This is a genomic window from Amycolatopsis sp. NPDC049691 (genome assembly GCF_040675005.1).
Lineage (GTDB): Bacteria > Actinomycetota > Actinomycetes > Mycobacteriales > Pseudonocardiaceae > Amycolatopsis.
In genome coordinates this window covers 208,975-234,740 of record NZ_JBFANX010000003.1, presented here as the reverse complement: position 1 = coordinate 234,740, position 25,766 = coordinate 208,975, and the positions used below count along the sequence as shown (strand labels likewise).

The 25,766-nt window shown below is 68.1% G+C and carries 26 protein-coding genes; 13 read left to right on the top strand and 13 right to left on the bottom strand.

The annotated features are described in order from the left end of the window. Positions 1-6: 6 nt before the first annotated feature. From AB0J40_RS08185 to AB0J40_RS08155, 7 genes are all read left to right on the top strand, one after another. Positions 7-1,701: a hypothetical protein gene (locus tag AB0J40_RS08185; RefSeq protein WP_364449254.1), complete on the top strand. Its 1,695-nt coding sequence runs from the start codon at positions 7-9 to the stop codon at positions 1,699-1,701. Positions 1,702-2,494: 793 nt separating this feature from the next. Next, a complete protein-coding gene (locus AB0J40_RS08180; protein WP_364449251.1) occupies positions 2,495-2,992 on the top strand; it encodes a hypothetical protein in 498 nt (165 codons plus the stop codon). Beyond that, positions 2,989-5,316: a hypothetical protein gene (locus AB0J40_RS08175; protein ID WP_364449249.1), complete on the top strand. Its 2,328-nt coding sequence runs from the start codon at positions 2,989-2,991 to the stop codon at positions 5,314-5,316. Before AB0J40_RS08180 ends, AB0J40_RS08175 begins: the two co-directional genes overlap by 4 nt. A gap of 149 nt (positions 5,317-5,465) precedes the next feature. Beyond that, on the top strand, positions 5,466-6,119 hold the full coding sequence (locus tag AB0J40_RS08170) for a hypothetical protein (RefSeq protein ID WP_364449246.1): 654 nt from the start codon (positions 5,466-5,468) through the stop codon (positions 6,117-6,119). 178 nt (positions 6,120-6,297) lie between these two features. Continuing rightward, complete coding sequence (locus AB0J40_RS08165) at positions 6,298-6,699, top strand: hypothetical protein (protein WP_364449243.1); 402 nt, start codon at positions 6,298-6,300, stop codon at positions 6,697-6,699. A gap of 6 nt (positions 6,700-6,705) precedes the next feature. Continuing rightward, positions 6,706-9,333 (top strand): FxSxx-COOH system tetratricopeptide repeat protein, encoded by a 2,628-nt coding sequence (gene fxsT, locus AB0J40_RS08160; protein ID WP_364449240.1) that lies wholly within the window; start codon positions 6,706-6,708, stop codon positions 9,331-9,333. Between the two features lie 204 nt (positions 9,334-9,537). Beyond that, entirely contained in the window at positions 9,538-10,548 is a 1,011-nt protein-coding gene (locus tag AB0J40_RS08155; protein ID WP_364449238.1) for a hypothetical protein, read from the top strand. 63 nt (positions 10,549-10,611) lie between these two features. Here the strand turns inward: AB0J40_RS08155 and AB0J40_RS08150 are convergent, their stop codons facing one another. The 5 genes from AB0J40_RS08150 to AB0J40_RS08130 all read right to left on the bottom strand — a co-directional run bounded on the left by AB0J40_RS08150 (position 10,612) and on the right by AB0J40_RS08130 (position 12,523). Continuing rightward, the gene (locus AB0J40_RS08150; RefSeq protein ID WP_364449235.1) at positions 10,612-11,373 is read right to left on the bottom strand and encodes a hypothetical protein; all 762 of its coding nucleotides are present in this window, start codon (positions 11,371-11,373) and stop codon (positions 10,612-10,614) included. A gap of 91 nt (positions 11,374-11,464) precedes the next feature. After that, positions 11,465-11,665: a LuxR C-terminal-related transcriptional regulator gene (locus AB0J40_RS08145; protein ID WP_364449232.1), complete on the bottom strand. Its 201-nt coding sequence runs from the start codon at positions 11,663-11,665 to the stop codon at positions 11,465-11,467. Further along, entirely contained in the window at positions 11,611-11,976 is a 366-nt protein-coding gene (locus tag AB0J40_RS08140) for a response regulator transcription factor (RefSeq protein ID WP_364449229.1), read from the bottom strand. Before AB0J40_RS08140 ends, AB0J40_RS08145 begins: the two co-directional genes overlap by 55 nt. Continuing rightward, positions 11,976-12,134, bottom strand: coding sequence for a hypothetical protein (locus AB0J40_RS08135; RefSeq protein ID WP_364449227.1), 159 nt, complete (start codon positions 12,132-12,134; stop codon positions 11,976-11,978). Before AB0J40_RS08135 ends, AB0J40_RS08140 begins: the two co-directional genes overlap by 1 nt. Continuing rightward, on the bottom strand, positions 12,107-12,523 hold the full coding sequence (locus AB0J40_RS08130) for a hypothetical protein (protein WP_364449225.1): 417 nt from the start codon (positions 12,521-12,523) through the stop codon (positions 12,107-12,109). The genes AB0J40_RS08135 and AB0J40_RS08130 overlap by 28 nt, the downstream gene beginning before the upstream one ends. Before the next feature lie 324 nt (positions 12,524-12,847). On the opposite strand from AB0J40_RS08130, the gene AB0J40_RS08125 reads away from it, so the two are divergent. After that, positions 12,848-13,252 (top strand): hypothetical protein, encoded by a 405-nt coding sequence (locus tag AB0J40_RS08125; protein ID WP_364449222.1) that lies wholly within the window; start codon positions 12,848-12,850, stop codon positions 13,250-13,252. A 419-nt stretch (positions 13,253-13,671) separates the two neighbouring features. On the opposite strand, the gene AB0J40_RS08120 is transcribed toward AB0J40_RS08125, so the two are convergent. The 3 genes from AB0J40_RS08120 to AB0J40_RS08110 all read right to left on the bottom strand — a co-directional run bounded on the left by AB0J40_RS08120 (position 13,672) and on the right by AB0J40_RS08110 (position 15,604). Beyond that, entirely contained in the window at positions 13,672-14,337 is a 666-nt protein-coding gene (locus AB0J40_RS08120) for a recombinase family protein (RefSeq protein ID WP_364449219.1), read from the bottom strand. Beyond that, positions 14,255-15,058 carry a recombinase family protein gene (locus AB0J40_RS08115; protein WP_364449218.1) on the bottom strand — a complete coding sequence of 268 codons (804 nt, stop codon included), beginning with the start codon at positions 15,056-15,058 and terminating at the stop codon, positions 14,255-14,257. Before AB0J40_RS08115 ends, AB0J40_RS08120 begins: the two co-directional genes overlap by 83 nt. A 177-nt stretch (positions 15,059-15,235) precedes the next feature. Then, positions 15,236-15,604, bottom strand: a complete 369-nt coding sequence (locus tag AB0J40_RS08110) for a hypothetical protein (RefSeq protein ID WP_364449216.1) — start codon at positions 15,602-15,604, stop codon at positions 15,236-15,238. Positions 15,605-16,421: 817 nt separating this feature from the next. On the opposite strand from AB0J40_RS08110, the gene AB0J40_RS08105 reads away from it, so the two are divergent. The 3 genes from AB0J40_RS08105 (at position 16,422) to AB0J40_RS08095 (ending at position 18,387) form a co-directional block, all read left to right on the top strand. Then, positions 16,422-17,180 (top strand): ATP-binding protein, encoded by a 759-nt coding sequence (locus AB0J40_RS08105; protein ID WP_364449214.1) that lies wholly within the window; start codon positions 16,422-16,424, stop codon positions 17,178-17,180. A 149-nt stretch (positions 17,181-17,329) separates the two neighbouring features. Beyond that, complete coding sequence (locus AB0J40_RS08100; protein WP_364449211.1) at positions 17,330-17,959, top strand: ATP-binding protein; 630 nt, start codon at positions 17,330-17,332, stop codon at positions 17,957-17,959. Positions 17,960-18,009: 50 nt separating this feature from the next. Continuing rightward, positions 18,010-18,387 carry an STAS domain-containing protein gene (locus AB0J40_RS08095; RefSeq protein ID WP_364449209.1) on the top strand — a complete coding sequence of 126 codons (378 nt, stop codon included), beginning with the start codon at positions 18,010-18,012 and terminating at the stop codon, positions 18,385-18,387. 24 nt (positions 18,388-18,411) lie between these two features. Here AB0J40_RS08095 and AB0J40_RS08090 read toward each other — a convergent pair whose 3' ends face one another. From AB0J40_RS08090 to AB0J40_RS08080, 3 genes are all read right to left on the bottom strand, one after another. Continuing rightward, positions 18,412-18,759: a sigma factor-like helix-turn-helix DNA-binding protein gene (locus AB0J40_RS08090; protein WP_364450056.1), complete on the bottom strand. Its 348-nt coding sequence runs from the start codon at positions 18,757-18,759 to the stop codon at positions 18,412-18,414. 487 nt (positions 18,760-19,246) lie between these two features. Continuing rightward, positions 19,247-19,474, bottom strand: coding sequence for a hypothetical protein (locus tag AB0J40_RS08085; RefSeq protein WP_364449207.1), 228 nt, complete (start codon positions 19,472-19,474; stop codon positions 19,247-19,249). 159 nt (positions 19,475-19,633) lie between these two features. Then, positions 19,634-20,698: an acyl-CoA desaturase gene (locus AB0J40_RS08080; protein ID WP_364449204.1), complete on the bottom strand. Its 1,065-nt coding sequence runs from the start codon at positions 20,696-20,698 to the stop codon at positions 19,634-19,636. Between the two features lie 348 nt (positions 20,699-21,046). Between AB0J40_RS08080 and AB0J40_RS08075 the strand changes: the two genes are divergently transcribed. Then, complete coding sequence (locus tag AB0J40_RS08075) at positions 21,047-21,235, top strand: hypothetical protein (protein WP_364449201.1); 189 nt, start codon at positions 21,047-21,049, stop codon at positions 21,233-21,235. A 266-nt stretch (positions 21,236-21,501) separates the two neighbouring features. Beyond that, positions 21,502-22,464: a hypothetical protein gene (locus AB0J40_RS08070; protein ID WP_364449199.1), complete on the top strand. Its 963-nt coding sequence runs from the start codon at positions 21,502-21,504 to the stop codon at positions 22,462-22,464. A gap of 308 nt (positions 22,465-22,772) precedes the next feature. On the opposite strand, the gene AB0J40_RS08065 is transcribed toward AB0J40_RS08070, so the two are convergent. Then, on the bottom strand, positions 22,773-24,314 hold the full coding sequence (locus AB0J40_RS08065) for a radical SAM protein (RefSeq protein WP_364449197.1): 1,542 nt from the start codon (positions 24,312-24,314) through the stop codon (positions 22,773-22,775). Positions 24,315-24,467: 153 nt separating this feature from the next. Beyond that, complete coding sequence (locus AB0J40_RS08060; RefSeq protein WP_364449194.1) at positions 24,468-25,523, bottom strand: AI-2E family transporter; 1,056 nt, start codon at positions 25,521-25,523, stop codon at positions 24,468-24,470. Between the last annotated feature and the right edge of the window lie 243 nt (positions 25,524-25,766).

Below are 25,766 nucleotides of genomic sequence, written 5' to 3'. Positions count from 1 at the left end.
GAGCCAATGCTGAGCCCGGTGACGCAGAACGCCTTGTTGGAGTCGATGCTCTCGACCCTCGCGGGCGCCGACATCGACATTGAGCCTGCGAGGATCGCGTTCGAGACGACACGGGGCGATTTCGCCGCCCGGTTCGCCACTGCGATCGAAGCGCAGCTTGCTGCTGTGGCCAAGCCCGAGGTGGTCATCGACATTCCTGAACACCCCGAGGAGCTGTCCAAGGCTGAGCTGGCTGAGCTGGTCCGCCCGGCGGCCACGGGGTTCCTGCGGTCGTACCCTACCAAGGGCGAACTGCTCGACGAGCTCGAGCGGATCAAGCGTCGGCACGAGCGCAGGCCATCTTGGATTCCCACCATCGACCGCGACGGCCGTCCGATGCCCTCGACCAGCGCCGAGGACGAGCCGCCATCGGTCTCGCTAACGATCGCCGGCTTCCCCGAGCTCGGTGAGGTCTCCATCCAGCTGCCCACCGACGGCGAAGATCGCCCCGATGTCCCGGTGCTCGCCGGTGGAATCGGCGAGCTGGAAATGGTGCTGCACGCTGTCCTAGGCACCGTTGGCGCCGAGGGAGTACTCGGTGAGCTGCCTCTTGACGCCGCAGCCAACGAAGCACTCGTTCCCGATGAGACGTGCTGGTGGTCCCGGCAACGAACCGGGCCCGTGCCGGCAACACACGATCCTGGGATCGCCAGCGAGCTGCTGGCCACGTGCGCGACCCTCGGCGGTGTCCGGGTGATTGATGACTCGCCCGAGGTGATAGCGCAAGCCCTCGTGGTGGCTGGGGACTGGCGGTTCAGCCGACGGTGGCGGCTCGACGCGTGGGATCCGACTTCGGACGCAGGAGTGTTGGTCACTGCCCGAGCCGCCCTCGCGGGCTGGGCGCACGAGAGCGCCAGCGGCTTGATTCTCTACGTTTCGGGTGGAGCGTTCCACGCTCACGAAGGGCTGTCGGGATATCCGGGTCCGCTCCACAGTCATCTGCTGTGCGTCACCCGGTCGCGAGCGGGGACGGATGTGATCGACGCTGCGCACCGTGTGACGCTTTCCTGCCCGGGGCCGGACTGGTGCCATCGCGGAGGCTGCGTGGAGACGGTTGAGCCGGAGCTCGACCCTCTGTTGTCGCCGTTGATCGAAGCCGGCCAGACGTCAGGCGCCTTGACCGACCAGAGTGAAGTTGCCGAGGCATACCTGCAGCTGTACGGGGCGACGGGGTTCGCCGAGTACGCGGACTCGGTCCTCGACGTCGTGGGCTCGACGCTGTCCGGCGCGGGCTGGGTCGAGCTGGAGCGATCGACGTGGGACGGTGGTTTGGAGGATCTGCTTTTGCGTCGGGCCGAGCACTGCGTGCGGGTGGAGTACGACCCGGTCACCCGGCGGGTGCGGCTGGGAGACGGGAAGCCGTGGCTGGAGTCCAGCCTGGATCTGCTTGCCGAGGACGGGCTGCTCACCGGAACCGAAGGGGCGGAGGAGATCGATACTGGTGACGAGGCGGTAGAGCGTTGGGGTACTGATCTCCTGGCCGCGGCCCAGGATCTCTTGCGCGGTGCGATCGAATCGGCGCCTCAGCAAGCCGAAGCCACGATACTCGGCCTCCACCCGCACGCGGACGGAGACCTGCGTGGTCCTGCGTCCATGACGCTCGCGACCGAACAGATCTCTGTCCTGCTGGGAAGGGCGGGTTTGCTCGGCTCTGCGAGCTGACTCGACGTTCGGCGCCGGCGCGCAGCTGTCGCAGGCCCGGGCGCGGCACCGTACGCGGAGGGGATGAGGCGGTGAACGAGTACGGTCCAAAGGAGGCCGCGGTCGTGGTGACCCTGTCATCGAGAGGCGAGGCCGGGGATCGCCGCCCCCAGGGCAGGACGCTTGGTGGCGGTCAGGCCCGGATGACGCTGTCAGGCACAGGTGCAGTGCCGCAATACTCCAACGCGAGGGGTGCGGGGCCGGCGCGGGGATGCGGTCGCAGCCGAGTGACCGGTATCCGACAGCGGCTCGTGCTGTCAGGCCAGACTTGCCGGCGCGGCCCCTGCTCGGCCACCGGACCTGCGAGGAAGTCATCGACTTGATCGACTTCCACCTGCAGTGTAGCCATCGGCCGCTGAACCGGCACCGATTCGTCCTTCCTATCGTCCGCGCCGAGCAGTTCGCCGCACCTGGCGCGGTCGACCGAGCTGCAGGTCAGAGGCGAACTTGCCTAGGCTCGGTTCAGGTAGTGCGGGTGGTCGAACAGGCTGGACGTCTGTGGCATTGGTTTTGCCTGGATGACCCCGACTCTGGGCGGCCGTGAACCTGCACGTGCAGGCCTGCGATTATTCGTCCTCCTGTCCACTTTTTGTCAAAGGTGGTCGGAGTCGGCTCGGTGGGCAATTTAAGGAAGAATTAGGGTTAAATGCGTTTTGTTGGGTGGTGATCGTCTGCAATGCTTGTCTTTCGTGTGATCCGGCGTCAGGCTGTTCGGGCTGGCTGTGCTGGTCGGTGAGGGATGGGGAGGGGCGGTATGTCGGACGCGGTGTCTCTGGCGACCATGACGGGGCCGATGATGGCGGCCGCATTTAAGTTTCTTTTCGATCGGGCAAGCACATTTTTGGATCGGCGTAATGCGACCAAGGATAACGTGGAGGACGGTGCGGAAGGGGCCAGCGGAACTGCAGTTGAGCGTGAGTCGGTGGAGAACCTGAGGCGTGCGATGAATGCACTCGAAGTCTACGACGAGCATGGCTTGCCGTTGCGGTCTGACGACGCAAAGCTAGTCGGGCATTTGGAGACTGTGCTGGGCGAACTGCAGCGTATCGAGGGCCGACCCATCGACATCGCCGCTGTGGCCCGCGCTGGTGTGGCGGTGGAGGTGGAAAGCGACGACGTTGAGGGAACGGTGACAGGGCTGGTCGCCGAGGAGATCGGCGAAACCGGGCGTGCCGATGTGCGAGTCCGTACGAGGACGGTCAAGGCTGGCGGCGAGGTTACCGGAATGCGGATCGAGCGGAGGCTGGGATGAGCCTGTTCCGCGACGATCGCCGGGTCCAGCCGGAGCCGGCGCGGCCGGATGGCCATCGCTCGGACGTCGTGGCATGGCACGGGGGTGCTGGTTCGGAACCGGGCGGCGCGGAACCGGCGGCCGCGGTCAGTGAGGCATCCGATGAAGCAGTTGCGGCTGCCCTGTCGGAGGTAGACGCGGTGTCACCAGCCGCGGCGGCAGCGACAGCGGACGCGCTGGCTACTGCAGGCAGGGCAGTGGCGATCGCGAACTCCAACGCGGGCGAAAACACTGCGATCAAAATTGTCAACCATCTGCAGGAGAGTCTTGAGCGGTTTGACGCGGACGGGGACTACCTGGCCGCCGTGCTGGAGCTGTTCGCGCCTCCGGCTGGGTTTGGCAACCGTGTCGCTGAGTGGATGGATTCTCATCTAATGGTCGTCGCCCTGGATCAGGATCGCGGTCGGTTCATTACGGCGCACGCGTCGTTGGCCACCATCCACAAGGAGCGCGGGGTCAAGGTCGGTGCCCTGAGCTTTGGTGGTGGGTCGACGTTCCCCGTCAGGCAGCTGCCACCACACCGTGACCGGGCTTATGTAGTCGAGGTTCCCGCCGAGGAGGCTGAGTTCAAGCTGCACTCGACGTTCGGCAGCAGCCTGCGTGCACTGCAGGAGAGGCTGCGCAACCAGTCCTGCTGGATGGTGATGGTGATGAGCGTCGAGCAGTGGAACCGCGCCGAAGCGCAGGTTCCCGGCCTTGTCACCATCCGGGACGGTCGGGTTGACCCGCAGGAGATCGCCCGCCGAGCCTTACGTGTGCGAGACAGCCAGATCCCGGTCGAGCAATGGCTTGCCGACCGGCGGGTAGCACGCTTGATCACCGGCCAGATCCCGGCAGAAGTACAGGAGATCGTCGAGCTCATCGTCGCCGCGCAGCAGATGCCAGAGTCGGCGTTGGAGGACGACGGCGCACGTAAAACGGACCGCGGCGCGGAGGGTGGACTGGTGCGCGGCGACGACTGGCTGTTCAACAAGCGCGTCGAGGTGGTCGTCGAAGCCCGCCTGAACTGGCACAAGCGGCTGCTGGAGTGGCATCGCGCGCAGGGGCGGACCGGCATCGAGCGCAACTTTCTGATCTCAGCGGCTGTCCAGAAGGGGGCACCTGTCGCCTACGTGTACACAGGAGCCACCGATCTGGGGCAGGCGCTGGGGGAGAAGCACAGACGAAGGACACCGACCGGGCAGGACGTGCCTGGCGTGATCGACTTGGTCGATGCGGTGGAGGCAGACCTCGCCAACGATGGCACGGTCGTGTTCGATCGCGTTGGCTGGGACGACGCGGCGTTGCAGTACTTCTGGGTCGACCGGCCATTGTCGCGCAAGTTGTTTCTCGACTGGCTGGCCGAGCGGGCTGTGCAGTCACACAAGCACGAGGCGCTCGAATCCCTTACCGAGGTACAGCGACGCGCGCTGGCGGGGCGTATCTCCCAGTTGGCGGTCGATTGGGCAGTCCGGCAGGGACGAGCCCAGCCGCTCACGCGGATCGCGGAAGAGTGGTACGACCAAGGGGTGGTGTGGTCGGAGTTTATCGACGTCCTGGATCACGCGGCGGTGCAGCCCAGCACCGCCCGCAGTATTCACCCGATGCTGCTGACCTGGGCGAACGCGTCACCGGGCAGCAAGCAGCCCTGCAAGCTGGCCGTGGCCGAGATCTGCTCCCGGCAGTTCGGCAGGAAATACACGGGCAAGGCCCTCATCCGGCTGAAGCATGCGGCGAACTCTGACGATGTGCGCGTTGTCGGCGCGGTGAAGGAGGCCGTGCAGACGTTATGGGACGACGAGACTGTCCGGCACGCGTTGTTCGCGGCTGTCATCGGATGGTGTGGCGACGACAAGACCGCTGCCGCCGGTCGGCAGTCGTTCTGCACGCTCGCTCTTATGAGTCCTCCGGTCGATTCGCGGCAGCCGTCGTTGTTGATCGAACCTGTCGAGCGCGAGGAGCCGGCGCCCACGGTCGAGGACCTCTCCCGCGGTTGGCGCAGCTTGCTGGCGCCGGGCAACAGTGACGACCACCTGGAAGAGGTGCTGCCGTTCTGGCTTGAGGCAGCGGTCGCGTTCCCGGAACATCGCGGGCGGATCGCCGATATCTTGTGCCGGGCGGTGCGGGGTCCGGAGATCGCCGGCGAGGAGTCACCGCGGAACCGCTTGACGGGGTTGGTACGCCAGTGGAGCAAACGTCCTTCGGCTGAGGTGGAGCAGCGCGAGCAGCTCTACACGCTCATCACCGGGAAGGTGGACGACGACTTCATGGCTTCTCACGGGGCGGCTTCGGGCAGCTCGGCATGACGCGACGGCGGAATCGAGGCCGTGAGCCGTATGAGAGGTGGGAGCACCAGGAGTATCTGCCGAGTCGGGATGACGGCCTCTACTTCGATGTCCAGATTCGGTTCTTTGGCGTCGCGATAGCCAACGCAGCGCAGAACGGGGAGGTTGGCATGGCTGGCGCCGACCATGTCCGAGCGGCGTTCGAGGATGTGACGAGCCAGTCTTCGCTGGTGCGGTGGCAATCGGTGCGGCAACTGCTGGCGAACCGGCTGATGGAGCGGGTTCCGTTCTCGGTGTCGGGTGCAGAGCTCCGGGAGGCGACCTTAGCCGTCCGAGTACGGCCGGAGGACCTGGAAGCGGCGATGCGAGTGGAACATGCTCGCCACGAACTCGAACTCGACGAGCTGGCACACCGGCAGATCAAAGCGCGCATGCGGTTCCTTCGGGAGGAGTGTCTGCGGGATCCAGCTGCGGCCGAGCTGTTCATGCTGCTGCCGCCTTCGCCGCGGCTCACCGGATCCTCACCTGCTGGAGACCCGGACCGGCTGGTGGAGCTGGTGCGAAAATGGGAGCCTGACAGTGGCTGGGTGCGGGCAGCGAAGACGCTCATCGATTTCAGTGACAAGCTGACACCGCCGCAGCTGGTCATGTTGGGCAACTTCGTTCGCGACGTCATGGCGAGATTCAGCGAGGCTGAACGAGGACAGCAGTTTGCTGATGCGCTGCTGACCGAGTCGCAGGAGCGGCAGGCATCCAAGAACGGATGGACCCATCCGGCCGATGAACCATCGGCCGAGTCGAATGCGGGTCGCTCGTCGAGCTGATGGCCGCTGAATCGTTGTGTTGCATCAGATGCCAGCGCGTGCCGTGAGGTCTTCAATTTGGAGCCGTGTGATCATACCGGTCGATAACGACCCGTGGACTCGACACTGTCCGGAGTGTCGTCCTGGCTGGGATGCGGCTGCGGTTCATACTGAGCTGGGAAAGTCAGGAGGGTAGGAATTGCTGGAATCGGTAGGGCTGGTGGTCGCCGCGTTGTCGGCTGGGGCAGCCGCGGGTGCGGGTGGTGCGGCCTCGGCTGCGGTGAGGGACGGGTACGAGGGATTGAAGTCGCTGACGCTCAGAGCGGTGCGACGCTCCCCTTCGACGTTCGAGGACAGACAAGCTGTACTGGAAGCAGAATTGGCAGCAGCCCCTGAAGCACACCAAGCCGAGCTGGCGGCGGCGTTATCCGCAGCCGCTGTCGAGCTGGACGACGAGCTCGTCGCCGCGGCGCGGCACGTCCTAGAGTTGACTGGCCTCGCGGGGGTTTCGGGCAGTAGGTATGGACAGGTGGAGGTGCGGGACAACCAGGGAGTCCAGGTAGGGGACCACAACACGCAGACCAACACCTTCAGTTCCTGAGCTACTGTGCCCCGACGCCGCTTTCCCCGCACGGGTCAGTCTGCGCATCCGCTCGGCGGGACGTTCGCCGTCGATCACAACCTCGGTGCCCAGGTCGGCGACAACAACGTCCAGCGCAACACCTTCTACGTGCCTGGCGTGAGGACCGCATGGCCGGTGCGCCTGGGTGTGCCCCCGCAAGTCGTCGACCACTACCAGCACCGCGACGCTCGCCGACAGCTGGCGGAAGCCCTGGCGCCAGGCGGAACCAGGGCGCGCGGCCGAAGTGTGGTGGTTTCCGGGTTGGGCGGAGTGGGCAAGTCGCAGCTCGCCGCCCACCACGCGTGGTCGGTATGGCCTGACAGCGCCATCGACCTGGCCGTTTGGATGCCGGCGTTGTCCCGCGACGCGGTGATCACCACCTACGCGGAAGCCGCTCGGCAGGTGCTGTCCGGAACAATACCCGACATTGCCCTGCGGGCCCCTGAGGAAGCCGCGCAACTGCTGAGGGACTGGCTTGCTGCGACCAGCCGACGTTGGCTGATGGTGCTCGACGACGTGCAGGATCCGCAGGATCTGCATGGACTCTGGCCTCCGCCCAACGACTCGGGCGAGATCTTGCTGACATCGCGGCGTCGGGACGCCGCGCTGAACACAGCCACCAGCATGTGGCACCGCGTCATCGAGCTCGGTGTCTACACGGAGGCCGAGGCGATCGACTTCCTGACCAAGGCGCTGGCCGGCCACGCGGTGGAGCGGGTGCAGCTTCAGGGGTTTGCCGAAGACCTCGGACGGCTACCGCTGGCGCTGTCGCAGGCGGTGGCCTTCTTGCACGACAAGCCGTTGCTCACCGTCGCCAGCTACCGGCGGCGGCTGGCCGACCGTCGGTATACGCTCGCAGATGTCCTGCCCAGCTCGGCCGAGCTACCTGACCAGTACGCAGCGACTGTGGACGCGACCTGGTCGCTGTCCATCGAACGCGCCGACCGGCTCCGGCCCCGGGGATTGGCCCGGCCGCTCCTCGAGGTGGCCAGCCTCTTGGATCCTCATGGTAGTCCGTTGGCGGTGTTCACCGGCACCGTCGTCCGGGATTGCCTGGGCGCGGCGGTAGGGCGTGAGGTGGATGAAGAAGCAGTCCAGGACGGCCTGGCGTGCCTGCACCGGCTCAACCTCCTCACCCTCGACCCCACTCGGCCGGGTCGCGCGGTGGCGGTGCACCCGCTGGTACAGCGTGCGGTCCGCGACGCTCTCACCCCGGCACACGTCGGCGACCTGGCCCGGCTCACGGCTGATGCGCTGCTCGACCTCTGGCCCGAGTTCGACACCGCCGACCGCGGTGTAGCCCGGACGCTGCGCAGTTGCAGCGAAGCCCTCGACGCCGTCACCGCCTCGGCCCTCTCCCAACCCGACTACCACCCGCTGCTGTTCCGCATCGGGCGGTCGTTGGCCGAATCAGGGCAGATCACCGCCGCCACCACCCACTTTCTGCGCCTTCATCGGGATGCGACCGGCCGGCTGGGGCCAGTCCATCCCCAGACTCTGGCCGCCCGCTGTCATCTCGCCCGTTTGCAGGGGATGGCTGGCGACGCATCAGGTGCTGTCACCGAGTTCGAAGCGCTGCGAGCCACGGCCGAAGATGCCGTTGGGGCGGACGACGATCTCGTGATGGCCATCTGCAACGATCTCGTCCATTGGCGCGACGAGTCCGGCGACTCGGCTGGCGCCATCGCCGGGTACGAGCAGCTCCTCGCCGACCATCAACGCGTACTAGGCCCCGACCACCTGGGCACTCTGTGCAATCGCGGCAACCTCGCTTCCTGCCGGGGTAATGCCGGTGACGCTGCTGGCGCCCTTGCCGATTTAGAAGCTTTGCTGGTCGACCAACTGCGTGTGCTGGGCCCTGACCACTACTCCATCCTGATCACACGCAGACACCTCGCGAGCTTCCGGGGCCAGACCGGTGACGTACCCGGCGCGATCGCCGAGTACGAGATGCTGCTGGCCGAGCAGCAGCGCGTACTGGGCCCCGACCACCCCAGCACTCTGACCACCCGAAACAACCTCATCTACTGGCGAAGCTCGGCCGGTGACGCGACCCGCGCCGTCGCCGAAGCCGAAGTGTTGCTGGCCGACCAGCGCCGCGTGCTCGAAGCCGACCACCCCGCCCTCCTGACCACCCGCGCCAACCTCGCCTCCTGGCGGGGTGAGGCCGGTGACACCGGGGGAGCCGTCGCCGAACTCGAGGCACTATTGGCCGACCAACAGCGCATCCTGGGTTCCGACCACCCCAGTGTCCTGTCCACCCGCGGCATGCTTGCTCGGTGGCGCGGCGAGGGCGGCGACCCGGCCTGCGCGGTGGCCGAATACGAGTCGGTACTGGCCGACCAGCGCCGCGTACTCGGCTCCGACCACCGCGACACCCTGATCACTCGCAACAACCTCGCTTCCTGGCGCGGCGATGCAGGCGACCTGGCCGGCGCCGTCGAGGACTTGCAAGCCCTCCTAGCGGATTTAGAGCGCGCACTGGGGGCCGGACACGAGTCCACGCTGACCATCCGCAACAACCTCATCTCGTGGCAGACGAGAGCAGATCTGCAGTCTTGGCCGGCCTGGTGGAAGATCCTGGCGATGCAGTGGTGGGCGCACGGAGCCTGAACGGCGGCTGATACGGTTCACAACTCGCAGCCTCCCGTGGTTGGTAAGAGCCACTAGCGGCTCGCGGCGAGGACTTGAGGCTGCCGAGTGCGTGGCACTTTGAAATCGGTGGTCAGCGCACCGTCGTGGGGCTGAAGCCGCACACGTGCCCCGGGCAGGGCCGGGAGGCGATCGCTCACCAGCTCTGTGCCATAGGCTGAGAAGATGACTCACGGTGATTCTCCCGGCCCGGCAGGCAAGGGGCCCCGGTCGGTGCCGAGGCCGAAGCGGCTCGAGCACCTTCGTGTCGACCCCCGTGGCTACCCGATCATCGCCACGACCAGCCAGGCGCCCGGCGACGTCGACTTCGGTGCGCTTTCGGAGCCACGAAAACTTGCTCTGGCCACCTTTGACTTGTGTGCGGTGTGTGCGCTTCCGTTCGGCGAGGAGCTGCGGTGGCAGGTTTCCTTCGACGAAGCGATGGCGAAGGCTGCGACGCTCGTCTCGAACGAGGCACCGGTGCACGGAATCTGCGCCCTCTACGCGGCTCAGGTTTGCCCGTTCGTCTCGTCCCCGTACGCCCGGCACGGTGACGAGCTCCGCAAGGGCATGAAACGTCCTGCAGTCACGTTCCTGACCGGTTTCCGTCGGACAGCGCGGGTCTTCGGTCGACGCTCGGGGCTGCAGACCTCCGAATCCGTTCTGCACTTCGAGACCACCGATGTCGAACAGCGGCTGACGCTGTCGACCTCAGCCGAAGCGATCGAGGCTTACCAGCGAGCTCTGGAGGCCGACACGGACGTCGTCGTCGATGACATCGAACGAGAGGTGGTCACTCGCCTCACCGAACCGACAATCGAGGAGGGGGAGGATTCCGGCAGTGTGATGGCGGGGGCGGCCTGGTTCGTCGGTGGAGCGTTCTGTCCGGGGATCAGCACCGTGCAGGGTATGCAGCGCTTCGCCGGTGACCCGATGTACACGACTCTCGCACGGCGGGTCCTGCTGGCACCTGGGTTCGCGAAGAAGTTCGAGGAGACCGAGGACCTGTACACCCGTGCCGCGGTGAAGTGGCTCAACAGCCGAGAACACCTGCCGGAAATCTTGGCGAACTGGCGCAGAACCGCGTTGAACCGGGCACAACGCGGCGAGGTGTCTGCGGGCAAAGGCAGCGGCGGTGATCTCAAGAAATCCAAGCGCAAGCTTCAAAGCGCGGCCCGGCGTAAGAACCGCCGGTGAGGTGGACAATGCGAGGCTTGCGCGTCCGGCCGACACCGGATTGAGGTCCACCTACCTGCTGCTCTATCTGTCTTTCGTGATCTTGAGGGCTTCCTCGAGCCGGTCGACGGCGTTCTCGTGCTCCCCGTCAGCGGGGTCCATGATCCACAGTTTGTCCGTGGCCGGACGGAATCCGAGTGACGCCCAAGTGCGGCACACCCTTTCAAACGCGGGTTCGAAGATCGATTCATCGTCGAGAAGGGAGCGATCGAGGTCGATGGGGAAGGGGTAGACGGCGACAAGCCGTGGATCGGCGCAGACCCAGCGGAGCAGGCGCGCGATCAGCACGCGTCCGACGCCGCCGAGCCCGCGCCAGCCCGGCGCCAGCCGTACTCGATCGATGATGACGGCTTGGGATCCGAGGGATTCGACATCCTCTTCGAGGTCACCCTTGAGGGTGACGAAACCGAAACGATCGCGACCGCCGAACAGCGGGATGAACTCGGCGTAGTCCGCGCTGCGCGCGTCGAGTGCGTCGTGCAAGTCGTTGACGTGCCGGAGGTCGATGGTCAAGCCATTGGCTTCGAGGATCGTGACGCCGATGGCTTCCGCGTCGAGCGCTTTGACCGAAAGTGCGGTGCTTTCATCCTCGTACCACGGTCGGACGTCGTCGGGCTCGTCGGCCGGGAGCACCCGTACCGTTGCCGCGGCACACCAATCCACGGTGCCGGGGTCGGTTTCGTCAGCGCCGACGAGGTTTGCGTGGTTGCTCACCCGCAGTTCCACCCACTTGAGCTGGTCTAGCAGTCGCTGTGCGAGGTCAGGATCCTTGTCGGACGCGGCCATGGGACCGTACTACCGGGATTTCCTCGCTGGCACAAGATGAGCGTCTTCGGACTCGCCGGCCACCACCGTGCGGAGCGCGGCCCGGCGAAGGTCATCGGGGGCGGTCGGCCGGAACGACCAGCCCGGTTTCGTAGGCGACGACGACGGCCTGCGCGCGGCTCGTCGGGCGCAGCTTGCCCATCAGGTGCTTGACGTGGGTCTTGACCGTCGCCTCGCTGAGGACGAGCAGCGCGGTGTTCAGGCCGTTGGACAGGCCGTTGCCGACGAGCCGCAGGACCTCGGTCTCCCGCACGGTGGGATGGTGAGCGCCGCCCGGCCGGCAGCGGCGGTGCGGTGGTGGTGGTCGGCGTAGGTGTCGATGAGCTGCTGGGTGATCCGGGGTGCGATGAGGATGTTGCCCGCCACGACGGTGTGGACGGTCGCGATGATGCGGTCCGGCGGGGTGTCCTTCAGCAGGAACCCGGACGCGCCGTCGCCGAGCGCGGTGTAGACATACTCGGGCAGCTCGAACGTCGTAAGCACGATGACCTGCGGTGGTTCAGGGCTGGCGAGGATGCGCCGGGTGGCGGCGATGCCGTCCAGCACCGGCACATCGATGTCCATCAGCACGATGTCAGCACGACGTCCGGGTGGGTCTCGGCGGTCAGGGCAACGGCTTGTTCGCCGTCGGCGGCTTCGCCGGCGATCTCCAGGCCCGATACGGCGTTCACGAGGGCGATGAGCCCGGTCCGGATCAGGGCCTGATCGTCGGCGACGAGCACGCGGATCGTCGTGGCCGGTCCGTCGTCGGCAGGCGGGTGACCACGTGGAAGCCGCCGTCCTCGGCGGGCTCGCGGTGAGCACACCCCCGTACAGCTCGGCGCGTTCGGGCATGCCCGGATGCCGTGCGATCCGGGACGACATCCGGGACCAGGGCCTTCGGCCGGCTGTCGTCGCTGACCCGCAGGGTGAGGGCGCGTTCGCCGTACCCGACCTCGAGCCGGGTCCTGGCCGGGCCGGCCTGCTTGAGAGCGTTGGTCAGCGACTCCTGCAGGATCTGGTAGGCGCAGAGATCGGTGCCCGGCGGCAACGGGCAGGGTTCGCCGGAGACCACGACGTCGACCGGCACGCCGGCGGTGCGGGTGCGGTCGACCAGTTCGTCGAGCAGCACGAGGCCGGGCTGCGGTGAGACATCCGGTTCCTCACTGGGGTCGACGCGAAGCACATCGAGCAGCCGCCGCATCTCGGTGAGGGCTTCGCGGGTGGTGTCACCGACCTAGGTGATCGCCGACCGCGCGCTTGCGAGATCGGTGTCGAGGACGTAGCCGGCGGCCGCCGTTGTAACTTCGGCAGGTGATCTGGCGACCCGAGGGGACGATGGACGTTCAAACGACGGCTTCGAGCCCCTCGCTGCTCATCGGCCCGGTCAATCCTGACCGCCTGCGTGTGAGGGATGGCGCGTTGCGCGGAAACGATCTCGGCCGCGCGGGACGACATGATCACGTGGGTCGCAGCTCAAGGTGGGGAGCGTCTCATCCGCCGGTTCGCCGGTCACCTTGATGTGCTGGAGACGATGCTGCTCGGCGTTCTCGACCGGATCGCGGCCGCCCAGAAAGAACTGGGAACCGACGTCGGCGCGGAGTACGCACGCTGCCGCAGAATCGACCGGTGCACGGCAGTGGTGCATGCCGTCTGGAAGTGGTACCCGGTCAAGTACGATCAGCGGCTTAGCGTGCAGCCGTATTCCGAGCTTCTGGCTTCGGCCGACGCGATCACCCTCAGCTGTTGGCAGGAGCCGTTCGCGCGTGCCTTCCGGACACCTCCGACCGGACCGTTGTGCTTCGTCGACGACCGCGCGGACGGACAAGTGCTGCGGCATTGCTCGGTGCCGGCGAACTGAAACTCACGGGGGACGAACTCGTGGACGAGCCGATCACCGAGCTTTCGGTACCGATCACCTCGCGCCCCGAAGCCGTTGCCAGAGGGACCAGCCCCGCGCGTGCGGGGACGACACTTGCTGACCTGCGACGCTATCAAGTGTAACGGTGTTTAGTTGCATTCAACTGGACTGTCGTGGACCGTCCGACACCGTCACCGCCGTGATCGCCTTGAACGAAGCCGACGGAGTACGTCGACGGCGTCGTCGATCCGCTCGTGGGTGAATCTGGATGAGTCGAGCATGAGTAGTGACTCTGAGCTAACATGAGCGCATGATCTCCCCGAACACGGGAGATATCCCACGTATGGGGGTTCAAGTCTCGGACACAGTATTACCCCACGGATCGCGAAACGCGATCTTGAAGCCGGGGCCATCGTAGTTCAGCTTGAATCGACCTTTTGCAGTCGCCATCCTGCGTTGTCGCAGACGACGTACTGTCCCGAATCGCGCAGTGCTATCGCGACGCGACTGCTCAGTGCCCGGGCAGACTTCAACCCGGCGTGGCCGTCACCGTCTTGAACGCCGAGCCGGACATGGATCTCGTCGACGAGGTGGTCCTCGCGGATGTAGAGGGACTTCAGTCGAGGCTGGCCCGCGCGTTGAGTGCTGGTGTGGCCATGGCGGCAGCGGTACGTCGGTCGCCCGTGGTTCCAGTGCGAGTCCAGCCGCCGGTTGCAAACGCCGCAGTGGATGAGCCCGGCGAGGGCGAATCGGCGAGTCTGGCCGTCGCCGGCGGGGCGCGCCGCCCGGACTTGCTGCGCAGCGACGAAGTCCTGCTCTGTGATCAGCGCGGCATGGGCAGCCTTCGCCGACAGCGCGGGCGTTGAGGCTGGGCCTTCGGTGCCGGTGGCGCGGCGGTTCCAGGTCTGGCGACCGGTGTAGCGCGGGTTCGCCAGGATGACGGCGACGGTGCGTAGGGTCCAGGCACGGCGGGTTCGATGCCGGTTGCGGTCTGGATCGGCACTAGACGGGCAGGGGATATGGCGCTCGTTGAGGTGTCGGGCGATGCTGGCGACGCTGTGCCCGGCGAGACGCTGGCGGAACATCCAGGCGACGTGGGGGGGCGGTTCGTGGATCGGGTGCGAGGCGCTGGAGGCGTCGGCCCCAGCGGGCGTCAGCGGGGTTAGGGTGGGGGCCGGCGTCGACGAGTTGGTAGCCGTAGGGTGGTCGTCCGCCGAGGTAGCGGCCTTGCTGGGTGGCCTGGTTGTGCATCGCCGCCAGTACCCGGTGGCGGGCGCGGAGCACTTCGCGCTGCGACTGGGTGGCGAGAAGCGACAGCAGTGCTCGGTGATCGCGGTTGGCGAGATCGACGGGACCTCCTGTCTCGGGCAGCCACAGCTGGAGGCCGTGCCGGGTGCACCAGGCGTAGAGCCGGGTGCACCAGGCGTAGAGGGTGGCGAACTGGGTGCCGGTGAAGGCGCGCTCGTACTCGCCGACCACGACCGCATCGATCACGGATTCTGGACTCGACGCTTCGGTCATGAGCTGGGCAGCCTGGGGTCGCTGTCGCCACGGGACGCGGCGTGAGGTGCCGGCGTCGAAGTAGGCGGCGACGACCTGGCCGTGGCCCGCGATCAACTCATCGGCCATGTCGCGCTGCCAGCCCTGTGACGACACGCGGTCTTGATGGCGGGTGGTCGAGGTCCGGCCGTAGAAGGCGAACCGCAACCCGTTGTCCATCTGTGCTGGGCGAGCCGTGCGGGTGGAGCTGCCGGTGGCCATCCACTGCGCGAGCAGGTCGGTCGCGCAGGCAGAGGGGCCGGCCATGTGAGGAGAACGCGAATGAGGTGGGATCACGCTGGACGGATGTAGCGGCCGTCCGGTCATGACGGCGGGCTTCGAGCCGTTCGCCCGATCAGCGCAGCCGCGACCCGAGCCAGTGGTCGTATAACGTTCTATGCGGCGAGCCGCTCATCCGCGTCACCCGTTCAGCGGCCAACGTGCTCAGTTCAACATTCCGACCATGCGGGCCTTGCCGGCGGGGTCTGGGATGTCTTCGGAGGCTCGTCGCAGCTGAATCAGGAGGTCTGCACGGGGGCGCCCTCGCCGCTCGGCGAGGTCGAGCACGTACTGCCAGCCCGCGTCGAATCGGCCGACGGCCATCATGCAGGCCACCCGCCGGGCGAGATCTTCACCGTCCCGGGCATTCTCGAAGACCCAGCGGGCGGCCAGGTACTCGCCGAAGGTGTCCTGAACGACGGCGTATAGGGGTTCTCCGTCAGCGGCCACGCCGGACTCGTAGATCCCGGTGACGGTTCCGATCAGCTCGTCCAGACGGCCGGGATGCAAGGAGTCGTCGACTTCGTCGCTCAAAGCGGCAAGGAGCCGGGTCCGCGTCACCCACGGCTGAGGTCACGTGCGCCGATCGTCAGCTCGAAGGTCGCCTCGTGGAGGTCCATTTCGCTCTCGAACGTCCGTCTGGCTCAGCGCCACCGCGCATCTGGCCGACGTCCGCTGCCACACCGTTCCGGAGCTGCGACGGCTGTTCGACGGCTACGAACTCCTCGACCCCGGCGTGGCTCCCGTGCGGGACTGGTGGCCCGACGGACCCCTGCTGCACTCACCGGGAATGGCAATGCGACTCCGCCCGCTTGGCTGAGGCCGTTGCCCAGCAGCGGCCGCGGCATCCGCTTCGCTGCCCTGACCTCGGAGATCCAGGCGAAGGCCGCCGCGAAGGACGTCAGCTCGATGTCCGCGGCGCCTCCCCGTACCCGGTTCGCCTCGTGCCGGCCGGACCTGAGCCCGGGACCCGCTCACCTCGGTCACCTGCCGGCTCCGGGGCTACACTGGGTGAATCGGCGGCGCTGACCCCTGGTCGGCCGTCGGCACGCGTCCCGCTCCGGACCCCGGCGGTACGGCCAACAATGGTCAGGCATCGGCGGAGGACCTCATGATCACCTCGACGCTTCCGGGGCCGGCGGCCGAACGTCCGCTACCCGGCAGATGAGGCGCGCGGCGGTAGCGCCCGCGGAGATCGGCGGCTCGGAGCCCGTGCGGTGGCACGCTCCGCAGCAGTGGTGTGCCGGCTGCGCTTTGTCGTCGCCGCGTCAGGGTTCGATGCCGCCCGTGCTGCCGCGAGCGGCGAACCCGGGTCCGGTACCTTGCCATCCCTTCAGCTCGAGGCAGGTAGATGAACAGCGAAAACGGTCTGCACCTGGTGCCCGACCACCGGGCGGAATCGACGGTGGCGACCTTGAGCGGCACCTTGACCTCGGACAACTGCGCGGAGTTGCGCGACGGGGTGCTCAAGGTGGCCACCGACGCTCCGGTGAGCGTCATCGCCGACATCCGCGACCTGCGGATCGACGACACGACCCTGATGACCGTCTTCACCGCGATCGCGGCGAGGATCGATGACTGGCCGCGAATACCGTTCGCGGTGGTGACCGACCACCCGGACCACGTGGCCTGGCTGGCGACGCAGGCCGCGGACCGGTTCGTGCCGAGCCACACCGACGTTCCCGCGGCTGAACGGACACGCGACCGCCCACCCCGCCGACGGGCTCTGCAGCTACTGGCCGCCTCGCCCGACGCATCGTCGGTCGCCCGGGCGTTCGCCAGCCGGGTCTGCGAGCAGTGGAACGTGCCGGACCAGGCCGAAGACGCCTGTTTGGTCGTGACCGAGCTGGTGGAGAACACCATCCGGCACACCACGTCGCGCCCTCGGCTGCGGCTGGAGCTGCGCCCGGGCACCTTCATCATCGCGGTGGCCGACGATGACTCGCACGAGGCCGTGCTGCTCGAGCCCCCCACTGAGCACGGTCTCGGGCTCCGGCTGGTTGCCCAGAGCACGCGTGCCTGGGGGTGCCGCCGGTCGTGGGCCGGAGGAAAGGTCGTCTGGGCCGTGCTGGTGCCGCGCCGATCCCGGTACCGCAATGCCGGCGAGTGACGTCGCGGCGCCGCCGAAGGCTGAATCCCCGCCGTGCTAGCCGGCGGTGTCACCCTGGTTTTCGCGCCCCGGTCCGCCAGTGCCTTGGTGACCGTTACCGGGGAGCTCGACCTGTCCGGGTACGCCTTCCTCGTGACGGCCTGCTGAAAGTGGCCGCCGACGGACCGCCTGCGCTGATCGCGGACATCGACGGGCTGATCATCCGGGAGCTGTCCCCCGTCGTCGTGTTTCCCCGGGTTGCCCGCCGGATCGCCCACTGGCCGGGCATCCCGCTGGCCCTGGTCACCCGGCAGGAAATCCACTTGCAGGCTTTCCGCCGCCGAGGGGTCGATCGGTTCGTCGCGGTCCACGGCGACGCCGAGGTCGCGGAAAGCCGGCAAGAGGTCCTCGCCCGCCGAGGGGCTCACCGGAAATTCCCGCGAACCGAGGACGCGACCAAGCTGGCCGGCGCGTTCCTTCGCGACCGGACGACGGACTGGGGAGTGCCAGAGCTGTTCTACGACGCCGTCCTGATCGTGAACGAACTCCTCGGCAACGCGCTCCAGCACACCACCTCGTCTCCGGAGCTGCACCTCGACCTCCGCCAGGACTTGCTCACCATCGCCGTGGCCGACGAGAATGCCCGCCCTGCCGTCCTCCTCGAACGAACTCATCTGCGTGCCCCCGGAATCGGACTGAGCATCGTCGCGGACACCGCGGCGACCTGGGGGAGCAGCCGCCGGTGGTCGGGCGGCAAGGTCGTCTGGGCGACGCTCGCCGTCTCCCCCGACCGAAGCTGACGCACCAGATCACCGGTCCGGATGACGCTGCGTGCGCCAGAATGACTGTCGTGACTCACCGCGGTCCCGATCCCGAAGAATCTCCGGCCGGCCTGCGCGAGGACCTGGTCGTGTCGGTGTGCGCGCGCGAGGGCGCGCTGGTGGTGGCGGCCGCGGGGACGGTGGACCTCCGTACCGCGCCCCGCCTGTCCGATGCCGTCGCTCGGGGCGCGGCCCAGCGGCCGGTCAAACTGGTGGTCGACCTGACCGAGGTGGAGTTCCTGGCTTCGGCGGGCCTGCACGTCCTGCTCGACGCTCGACGTGCCGTCGGCGAGCACACCCGGCTGCGCGTGGTCGCGACCGGCGCAGCACTGCGCACCATCACGCTCACCGCGTTGGACGAGGTGCTGGCCGTCTACCCGACCGTGGCCGACGCGACGGGCAGCTGACCGGAGCGAGGCCGCCCACAAGCGTCAGCCGGCGATGTGGTGGCGGAGCTCGGTGAGCGATTTCGCCAGGAGGCGGGAGATCTGCATCTCGGAAACCCCGGCGCGCTCGGCGATCTCGCTCTGGGTGAACTCCCCGGTGAACCCGCATCTCGATGATCGCGCCCTCGCGCCGCGCGAGATGGCCGAGGGCCGCGGCGAGCACGAGACGGTCGTCCGAGCGCGCGAATTCGGAGCTGCCCGGAGGCGAGCTGCTCGGCCAAGGCGGCTTCGCCGCCGTACCGGGTGTCGAGCGACGATGTGCGCTACGCCGCCATGGCGGAAGCCGCTCGCGACCGCCCGGCGAGCCGACCGGCTGCCGGCCCTGTCCTCCACCACGTCGGCCGATGCCAGGGCGTTCGTCCGGCACGTCTGCGCGACGTGGGAGGTGCCCGGCTACGCCGATGACGCCGTCGTGGTGGTGACCGAGCTGGTGGAGAACGTGCTGCGGCACACCGTGTCGGCGCCGGGGCTGCGGCTGGAGCTGCGGCGCCGGAGCTTCACCGTGGCGGTGGCCGACGGCGACCCGCGTCCGGCCGTGCTGCACGAGCGGCTCAGCCGTGTGGAACCGGGCCTCGGCCTCTGGCTGGTCGTCCGGGCCGCCCGGCGCTGGGGTTGCGCACGGTCCTGGAGCGGCGGAAAAGTCGTCTGGGCCGTGCTCGTGCGACGTCGTCGTTGGGGTCTGCGGCGCCACTTCGACCTGGTCGCGCAAGCCCCGGGGTCCTCCGGTGCCGTTCGGGAACCGGTCCCGATGTGGGTCCGATGTGGACACGAAGAAAACCGGGCTGGGGTGCACGAAGTCCCGCCCCGCGAGCGGAGTGACTCACCTCGGGGTGATGCCGATGATGTCCTCTTCCGCCACCCAGACCGCCGGGGCACGGGTGCCGCCGGGTGGTGCGGGCGGGATCCGGCCGGCCCCGGTGCGCGGGTCGCGCACCGGCGAACCGAGCACCACGCCGGTCGCGCAACTGCCGACCGGCGGGCCGGGCGTGCGGCGTCGCCGGTAGGTGAGCACCCAGCCCACCGGGTACTCGTCGTCGAGGTCGTCCATCGGTGATCCCACTGCGCACTCCCGGTTCGTTCGGCGTTCGGGACGAGTCTCGCCGAGGTCCGGGGCGGCCACCCAGCCTACGCGGGACCGCGCATTGCCGTCAGTGCCGGCCGGGTGACCCGGTCGTCGATGGTGTGCCGCGGCCGGCGGCGAGGCGGCTCAGCGCCACCGGGGCAGAGCCAGGCGGAAGATCTTCCGGACGACCGAGCCGAGCTGCGACGACAGGGATCCGGTGTGGTACGGCAGGTCGTTGCGCTCACAGATCTGCCGCACCTCCGCGGCGATCTGCGGGTAGCGGTGGCTGGGCAGGTCCGGGAACAGGTGGTGCTCGATCTGGTGGCTGAGGTTCCCGGAGAGCACGTGGAACAGCGGGCTCCCTTCGATGTTCGCCGAGCCGAGCAGCTGGCGCAGGTACCACTGCCCGCGGCTTTCGTCGCGGCTCTGCTCCTCGGTGAACACCTCGGTCCCGTCGGGGAAGTGACCGCAGAAGATGATCGCGAACGCCCAGAGGTTGCGGACCAGGTTGGCGGTGATGTTCGCGGTCAGCGTCAGCGGTGCCAGCGGGCCGGTGAGCAACGGGTGGAGGACGTAGTCGCGGCCGGCCTGCCGGGCGGTCTTGCGCAGCATCGGCGCCAGCAGCGGCCGGACGTCGGCCCAGCCGCGCTTTCCTTGCACGATCCGGTCCATCTCCAGGTCGTGCAGCATGATGCCGTATTCGAAGAAGATCGCCTGCGCGGCGGCGTAGAGCGGGTTGCCGAGGTAGTACGGGTGCCAGGGCTGGTCCTCGGTGATGCGGAGGATGCCGTAGCCGACGTCGCGGTCCTTGCCGAGGATGTTGGTGTAGGTGTGGTGCATGAAGTTGTGCGAGCGGCGCCACTGCTCGCCCGGGCAGACCATGTCCCACTCGAAGGTCCGCGAATTCAGTGCGGGGTCCTTCATCCAGTCGTACTGCCCGTGCGTGACGTTGTGGCCGATCTCCATGTTGTCGAGGGTCTTCGACAACGCCAGCGCCGCGACCCCGCCCAGCCATGCGGGCGGGAACCACCCGGCGAACAATAGTACGCGGCCACTGGCTTCGGAGAAGCGTTGCACCGCAATGACTTTGTGGATGTAGTCAGCGTCGGTCGCGCCGAGGTCGGCGGCCAGCCGGCAGCGCAGGGCGTCCAGTTCCGCCCCGATCCGGTCGATCGTTTCCGGTTCCAGGTCGGTCGTCTTCGTGACCATGGGCACTTCTCCTCGGATCGGTACGGCGGTCGCGGGCTCGAGATCGGTCGTCCGGCACCGCGGCGACGGGCTCCGGTGGCGTGCGGGACCGGGGAGGTGCGGGTGTGCTGCCTTCCCGTCCGGGTCCGGTGGGGGGCTCAGACTAGGTCCGCCGGTCCGCGAAGTAGTCGTCCAGGCGGGTGGTCCCGGGTGACGTCCGGCACTGCGTTCACCGCCCGCAGGCGAGGTCGCCGCGCTATGCTGGTGGATCCGGCAGGCGCCGACACCGTATGCGGCGGACGCCGGTGGAGAGCCGATGACCGCTCAGAGGTGCCGAGGTTCGGCTGCCCGGTCCGACCCGGTGCGGCGGTGAGGCGCGTACGGCAGTCCGAGGAGCCGAGCTCGGACCCGGTCGCGCTCACCCGTGATCAGCGCTTCCGCGGTGCCCGGCTGGTGGCCTCGGCGGCGAACGACGCCGAGGACTGTGCGCTGCTGCTTGCGGTGCTCGGACTCGAGCCCGCCGACGGGCTCGCCGGCACGCCGCCGCCCCCGGGGTGAAATCCGGTGCGGGATTGACTGTCGATCCACTGTGGACATTCGCGATCGCGTCGGAATTACCCGCCAGGAGAGTGGATACGCAAGCTCTGCTGCACTTGCCGGTTCACGTGCGATCCGGCTGCCGCCAACGGGATGCCCCACTCGGCGGTGTGCCCGGATGCATGAAAAGCCTAACGTCGGTTTCCGGGAATGCCGGTGGAACCGGTTTCCCGCTACTCCGGCCCCCGGTGGTTCCCGACAACTCGCCGTCAACCGGGAGTGCTCCGATGGTGACCATCGCGGACGGTGAACGGCTTCCGGTGCGGGTGGAGCTCGCCGACGTCGAAGGGCTGGAGGCGGCGGTGAGCGCGTTTCGCTCGCTCGACTACCGTCTCGGCGGTGAATCGTGCCGGCGGGCGTTGCGGGCCATTGGTTCGTGGACCCTTATGCTGCGCAACGGAACGGTGCCGGCTCGGCTGGTCCGGCGACTGAGCCGGGACCTGGGGGACTTGTACAACCTGCTGGCGTGGACGGAGTTCGACACCGGACGGGTCGCGCAGGCCCGCCGGCACTTCGCGGTCGCCGATGAGCTGGCGGTGGCAGCGGACGACGGCGATCTCGTGGCCAACATCTGCTACCGGACCGGCCGGCTGAACCTGCACCACCTGGACACCGCCGGTGCGTTCGCCGAGTTCGGCCGTGGCCAGGCCGTCGCCCGGCGGGCCGGCTCGCGGCACGCGCAGGCCATTCTTCACGCCAACCAGGCGTGGGCGCACGCGTTGCGGGGACAGGCAGCTCCGGCCTTGACAGAGCTCGGCCGGGCGGAGGACGACTTCGCCGCGGTGAGCGGCCCGTCGCCCCCGTGGGCGGCGTTCTTCGACGCGAACGATCTGGCCGCCATGTGCGGCACCGTGCACGTCGAACTGGCTCGTTCGGTGGACGCGTCCCACGCCCGTGCGGCGATTTCCTTCCTGGCCGGGGCCGTCGCCGGCTACGGACCCGAGATGGCCAGGAGCCGGGCTTTGACGCAGATCCTGCTCGCGCTCGGGCACGCGATGGAAAACGACCTCGACGAGGCCGACAGGGTCGTCGCCGAGGCCATCCGCACGGCTCGGTCTCTTCGCTCCGCACGGCCGAAGGACCGGCTGGCTTCCCTCGAAACCGTCGTTCGCGACCGGCTGCCGGAACCGGACGCCCGGCAGCTGCTCGAACGCGTCAGGTCGTTCCGCCGCGAACCGGGACCGCCCTGACGATCCACAAGGACTGCGCCGTCATCGCGAGATCGGCACGAGACCCGGTCACGTGGCCTGCCCGGACCCGATTCGGGAGAAATCGTGCGCGCACCTTCGTCAGGGAATCGCCGACCACCTCGGGGAGCGCCTCGGCGCGGGCGCGGAGGACTGCACGCAGGACGTCATGTTCGCTGTTCTCGTGGCCCCGCCGGCCTGCCGCTTCGATCCTGGAACTGCACAGAAGACCGGGCTCAGGTCCTGCCGGTCCAGTCACGTGGCCGCCGGGACCGCCGGGAACGAAGCGGATCGGCACGCCGTTCCCGTGGCTACCGTCCCTCGATCGTGAGGTGGCGGCGCGGGGGATCGGCCGGTGACAGGTCGGGCGTCCGGTCGGCCGGGGAGAGCAGTTCGGCGTAGCGGCCCAGCATGCGTTCGCTGGTCCGGCGGTAGAACTTCGGCAGTGTGGCAGTCCGGCCTTCGTGGAAGGCCAGGAACGCCGGGTCCGATCGCAGCATTTCCAGGAGGCGGCGGAAACTCGCGATGTCGGAGCGGAAACTTGCGGTGCGCGCCCGGTGGACGTATTCGACGACGCGGTGCGAGGTGGTCCGCAGTCGCCGGCTCAGCATCGCCGGTGACGCGGCGTGCGAGTAGAGCTCGACGAGCTTTTCGTAATAGGCGATCGGATCGTAGTTCTTGATGGTCGTCACCAGGTAGGGCGCGTAGTAGAAGCTGAACGGCATGGCGGCGAGGATCCGCCCGGCCGCGGTGAGTTCTTCGTGCAGCGGGGTGCCGCCGAAGGGCACCGGGATGTTTATCGTCGGAAAGGCGAACGGGGCCAGGTCCATGAACTGCTTGGTCAGCTCGACCGGTTCGTCGCCCTGGTCGGTGTCGAGTCCGAACATGAAGTTCGCCTGCAAGTAGGGCACGTTTTCGGCCAGCTGGGCGAAGTGCGCGGCGACGCGCTCGACCTTCGCGGTGCCGCCGGTCCGGCCGACACCGGCTTTGTTCGAGTAGCCGGTCCACGACTCGACGCCTGGCGCGACCATGGCGCAGTTCGTCTCCTTCAACCGCCGCGGCCGGTCACCGCGCAACACCGTGAGCGAGCTTTCGATGATGTACGGCGGCCGTTGCCCGGGTGGCTGGGCCTCCAGCGTCTCGAAGACGTCGTCGAACTTCACCGCGAAGTTCGGGTCGTGGAACACGATGAGCCTGCCGGGCAGGTGCCGGGCGAGGTAGCGCAGGTCGGCCTGGAGCCGGTCGGCCGGGAGCGGGCGGTAGGTGCTGCTCCAGTCGATGCAGAAGTCGCACCGGTACGGGCAGCCCATGCTCGCGAGCATGGGCACCGCCGACAGCAGCAGCGGCTTGCGTCCCCAGAAGAAGGCCGACGCGCGGATTTCGGGCATCCGCTCCTCGACCGTCGGCACGTCGTCGAACGGCCGGGCTGCCGAGATCACGGTGCCCGGGTCGAACTGCCCCGACAGGATGTCGGCGACCAGCTCCGGATCGCACTCCCGCACGACCAGGTCGAAGAAGCGCAGGCAGTCCACCGGGAACGCCTTGGCGTGCGGGCCGCCGATCACCGTGCGAACACCGGCCCGGCGGTAGAGCTTCGCCAGCGCGTAGGCGAGGTGGCTGACCTGCGTGTAGCAGGAAATGAACACCACGTCCAGGTCGGCGGGCAGCAAGCGGTGCGGCCGGCCGAGGCCGTAGTAGGTGGCGTAGAAGGTCTGGTGCCCGTTCCGGCGGCACCACACCGAAATGGCCTGCGGGGTGATGCTGGCGTACTGCTTGGTGATCAACAGCTGATAAGCGAGGTCCACCGGGCGCCGGGCCGGCGGTCCGAGGATGTCGAGGATACCGACTTTCACCGCGTGGTCCTCCCGGATGGCCGGCCGGGCCGGCCGGAAACGACGATCAGCGTGGAGCTGATGGCGACGTCACCGGGGACTGGGGCGAACGCGGCGATCGACGGTGACTATACCCCGAGCCGGTCCCGAAGCACGCGCCTCGATTGCCTTCGCTCAGGGTGCACCGGGATCTTCCGCCTCGGCACCGGAAGCTCCCAGGCTTCGCACACCTGAGCTGAAGACGGCGAGCAGCGGAACCGCGAGCAAGGCACCCACGATGCCGGCGGTGACGAGCCCGGCAGCGAGTGCGAGGACGACGGCCAAGGGGTGCAGCCGGACCGCCCGCCCGAGGAGAAGTGGTTGCAGGACATGGCTTTCGAGCTGCATCACGCCGACCACGACGGCGAGCACGATGACGGCTGCCCACACGCCGTTGGCCACCAGCGCCACGAGGACGGCGATCGCACCGGCGATCACCGAGCCGATGACGGGCACGAAGGCGCCGAGGAAGACGAGCGTGCTCAGCGGAGCCGCCAAGGGTACTCCGATGATCACCAGTCCGAGGCCGATGCCGGCGGCGTCGGCGAACGCGACGGCGGCGGTGCCGCGGATGTAGTGCGCCAGGGTGGTGAACCCGCTGCGCCCGGCGACGTCGACGCGTTCGCGCAGGCGGGCCGGCGCGGCCCGCAGGACGAACGCCCAGATCGCGTTTCCCTGGGCGAGGAAGAAGATCAGGCAGAACACCACCAGCAGGAGCTGGGCGAGCAGTTCTCCTACGGTGACGGCGGTGGTGAGGGCGCCCGAGGCGATCGCCGACTTGTTCCGGCCGAGCATGGCGGTCAGGTTGCCGACCATCTCGTCGAGCTGGCCCTGGCTCAGGTGCAGGGGGCCGGTTTTCAGCCAGGTGTGCAGGTCGGTCAGGCTGACGGTGACCTGGTCGATCAGCCCGGGCATGCCCACGGTGACGGTGATGACCACGAACGTCACCACGGCGCCGGCCAGTGCGATCCCCATGACCAGCACGATCGCGGTCGCCAGTCCGCGAGGGACCTTCTTGCCCGCCAGCCAGGAAACAGCCGGGGAGAACAGACCGGCGAGCAACAGCGCCACCGCGACCGGGACGAGCACCGACGCGAGCTTGGTGGCCAGGAAGCCCAGTACCGCCAGCGCTGCCGCCACGACCAGCAGGCGCCAGGAAACGGCCGCCGCGACGCGGAGCCCGTACGGCACCGGAGAAGGCTCGGATACTCCCACCGGGTCAGCGCTCGCGTGCCGCGGAGCGGCCACGGTCGGTGAACGGGTGGGTGCCGATCAGGGATTTCGCGGGGGTCATGACGAGCCTGTTCCTGGCGATGGGTGGCCGATCCGGCCACGCTGCCGGTCGTCGCGAGAGCAGGGTCCGGGCAATCGTCGCTGTGCCTTCGACCGTACCCCTGTGCTGACTCCGGCGCCGGTTCGTTCCGGGCCGACGTA

Bases quoted from the DNA above. Each gene is read 5' to 3' on its own strand.
- AB0J40_RS08185 (WP_364449254.1), top strand. From the start codon at position 7: ATGCTGAGCCCGGTGACGCAGAACGCCTTGTTGGAGTCGATGCTCTCG.
- AB0J40_RS08180 (WP_364449251.1), top strand. From the start codon at position 2,495: ATGTCGGACGCGGTGTCTCTGGCGACCATGACGGGGCCGATGATGGCG.
- AB0J40_RS08175 (WP_364449249.1), top strand. From the start codon at position 2,989: ATGAGCCTGTTCCGCGACGATCGCCGGGTCCAGCCGGAGCCGGCGCGG.
- AB0J40_RS08170 (WP_364449246.1), top strand. From the start codon at position 5,466: ATGGCTGGCGCCGACCATGTCCGAGCGGCGTTCGAGGATGTGACGAGC.
- AB0J40_RS08155 (WP_364449238.1), top strand. From the start codon at position 9,538: ATGACTCACGGTGATTCTCCCGGCCCGGCAGGCAAGGGGCCCCGGTCG.
- AB0J40_RS08150 (WP_364449235.1), bottom strand. From the start codon at position 11,373: ATGGCCGCGTCCGACAAGGATCCTGACCTCGCACAGCGACTGCTAGAC.
- AB0J40_RS08140 (WP_364449229.1), bottom strand. From the start codon at position 11,976: ATGGACATCGATGTGCCGGTGCTGGACGGCATCGCCGCCACCCGGCGC.
- AB0J40_RS08125 (WP_364449222.1), top strand. From the start codon at position 12,848: ATGATCACGTGGGTCGCAGCTCAAGGTGGGGAGCGTCTCATCCGCCGG.
- AB0J40_RS08120 (WP_364449219.1), bottom strand. From the start codon at position 14,337: ATGTTCCGCCAGCGTCTCGCCGGGCACAGCGTCGCCAGCATCGCCCGA.
- AB0J40_RS08115 (WP_364449218.1), bottom strand. From the start codon at position 15,058: ATGGCCGGCCCCTCTGCCTGCGCGACCGACCTGCTCGCGCAGTGGATG.
- AB0J40_RS08105 (WP_364449214.1), top strand. From the start codon at position 16,422: ATGAACAGCGAAAACGGTCTGCACCTGGTGCCCGACCACCGGGCGGAA.
- AB0J40_RS08085 (WP_364449207.1), bottom strand. From the start codon at position 19,474: ATGGACGACCTCGACGACGAGTACCCGGTGGGCTGGGTGCTCACCTAC.
- AB0J40_RS08080 (WP_364449204.1), bottom strand. From the start codon at position 20,698: ATGGTCACGAAGACGACCGACCTGGAACCGGAAACGATCGACCGGATC.
- AB0J40_RS08070 (WP_364449199.1), top strand. From the start codon at position 21,502: ATGGTGACCATCGCGGACGGTGAACGGCTTCCGGTGCGGGTGGAGCTC.